2 protein-coding genes and 1 pseudogene are annotated in these 2370 nt (G+C 61.7%); 1 reads left to right on the top strand and 2 read right to left on the bottom strand.

What is annotated here, in order from left to right; translation table 11 throughout:
* Positions 1-627 (top strand): substrate binding domain-containing protein (locus WCA53_RS17715; protein ID WP_423913263.1); only part of this gene is annotated, 627 nt, incomplete at its 5' end.
* On the opposite strand, the gene WCA53_RS17710 is transcribed toward WCA53_RS17715, so the two are convergent.
* Positions 624-1568 carry a cupin domain-containing protein gene (locus WCA53_RS17710; RefSeq protein ID WP_423913260.1) on the bottom strand — a complete coding sequence of 315 codons (945 nt, stop codon included), beginning with the start codon at positions 1566-1568 and terminating at the stop codon, positions 624-626. The genes WCA53_RS17715 and WCA53_RS17710 overlap by 4 nt on opposite strands.
* A 183-nt stretch (positions 1569-1751) precedes the next feature.
* Positions 1752-1896 (bottom strand): annotated as a pseudogene (locus WCA53_RS17705) (IS110 family transposase); the annotation flags it as partial.
* Positions 1897-2370 lie beyond the last annotated feature (474 nt).

Raw genomic sequence — 2370 nt, 5'->3', positions numbered from 1 at the left:
CATCTGCCAGCGTTCATGACGCGCTACGCCGACATCGGCCTCGATATCGTGTCGACCGACGAAACGCTGAACATGATCGACGCTGGCATCGACGTGGCGATCCGTATTGGCGTGCTGCCCGATTCCTTATTGATGGCCAAACGCATGGCGCCGCATCGTCGTATCGCCTGCGGCAGCCCGGAATATTTCGAGCGCAACGGCATGCCTCGCGTCCCTGAAGATCTGGCCGCGCACGACGCGCTTCGTTTGCCCCTGCTGCCCGACGACAAATGGTCTTTCACCCGTGCCGCAGATGGGCAGGCACAGCCGGAGCAGGTCCTGGTGCAGTTACAAGGACGCTTGCGCGCAGACGACTCCGAAGCGGTGCTGGAACTCGCTGTGGCCGGCTGCGGCCTTGCGCTCCTGCCGACATGGCTCGCATCTACAGCTCTGCGCGAAGGGCGCCTGCTGCAGGTGCTGCCTGAATGGGAGGCGCGCACTGGACGAGCCGAACCCGCGGTCTGGGCGGTCTACCCACCGAAGAAAATCGTTTCGTCGAAGGTGCGCGCGTTCGTGGATTTCTACGCCGAGGCGATTGGCGAGCCGCCATACTGGGACGACGGCCTCGCGCTCGACCTTCAGCCTTAACGCGCGAAGCGGATGTCGAGCGTGCGCAGCCAGGTCTGCAAGCCGGCATCCTGGATCGGAATCACATAAGCGTTTTCATCCGTTTCATTGAAATGCGCGTGCCAGTATCCCGGCGGTGTAACAAACGCCATCCCGGCTTCCCAATCGACACGGGTTGGATTCACGATGTCGCCGTTCTCATCCAGTTCGGTACCGACCAGCGTATAGACGCCCGGATTGCCCCCGGCGATGAAGTCAAGTGCAATTGACTGGTGGCGATGCGGCTTCTGCATTGAGTTGGGCGGCACAATCCCGAACATGGCCCACAGCACATGCGTGACCGTTCGCGTTTGCGGGAAGTTGGCGTTGCCCATCAGCACGCTGATGCGGTTACGGCGGCCTGCATTGGGTTGATCCGCGACCTTGCGCAATTCGGCCTGCGTCTGCGCAGCGGGATACAGCGTCGGTGCAAAGCGTGCGCGCACGCCCGTTGTGCCGAGATAGGTGAGCAGCGGCGCGTCGTTGACGTAGTAGAGCGTGGCCGTCGCGTCTGCGTACAGCATGGCGTCATCGCCGCCCGGCAGGGTGAAGAAATCGCCCTGCGCAAACGGGAAGCGGGTCTTGCCCTGCGCCACGTTGCCGGTTCCGCTGATGACGTAGCAAACCTGCGAGGTCGCGTTAGGGGAGAGCGTCAATGCCTCGCCTGCGTTGATGCGCAGGAAATTGGCGCTCATGCCGGGACCAGTCGCGGGGCCGGGGCAACCCAGTTCCTCGGAGAGGTCGAGCGGCACGACGCGGGTGGCACCCTCTGCGTACAGCGAAGGTGCGCAACTGCAGAATGGCACGCGCGAGATGAGCTTCGCACCGATCGGATTGGCTGACGACGTGTACTCGAAGTATTGGGCGTCCTGGCTCGCGGCAGCGGTCTCGAGGAAGGCCGAGGGGGACGTTGTGGTCAACATGATCTGCTCCTGAAAGTGAGGAAGCTTCGCGCAGGTCCACACCATGGCGGTGTGGCTTGCGTTCGAAAGCTGGTCTGACTATAGGTACGGGTCACTGACAACAGAAGTGCCCAGCGTCGAAATCACCTTTGCACAAAGGGGTGTGCCGTGCGTCCACTCTGGGGGGTGCCCCTATGTGCTTCGTCAAGCATTGGGGGCGGATTTGGGTTGGTAGAAGGTGCCGTCGCGCAGCATGGCGAACAGCACGTCGCAGCGTCGTCTGGCAAGAGCGATGAGCGCCTCCTTGCTGGACGTTGCGAGGGTAATAGTCCCTGGATACTGGATCTCGTTGAAACGGAGATATGCGAGAGCCTCGGGGAACGCGGGGCCTGTCGCGATGCAGAGCGAGGCAAGTTGGCACGTCACCGAATCGCGCCGGAAACGGTCCCCTGTTGGCCACACGACTTCCAATACTGGTTTGACCATTCTCGGCCACACTTCCTCGGGTTGCATTTTGTCAATGGACATGCTGCGCCGAAGGAAGTCTGCAGCGCCTTCGAGAAGTTGCCCATTGGCGTTGACTAGTGCATCGCGCACGGCCTCGGCCGGGATAGCGGCACGCTTGCCTCTCGGCCATAAGAATTCGCGACGCCGCATGAGTCGGGCAGTAACTTGTATCGCTCTCTCAATGTTACCCTCGCACTCCATCGTCCCTTTCCGGATTGCTATCCGACTAAACGTCTGAAACTTCGAAAGTCGGGACCATGCGGACTCGAACGGATAGGTCCAGGCGGATCGCGCGGTGTAGGTAGGCTGGGCGGCC

The sequence above is a fragment of the Caballeronia sp. genome (assembly GCF_049581465.1).
GTDB lineage: Bacteria > Pseudomonadota > Gammaproteobacteria > Burkholderiales > Burkholderiaceae > Caballeronia.
Note: the sequence above shows the minus strand (reverse complement) of the source record. Positions and strands in the feature narration are given on the sequence as shown.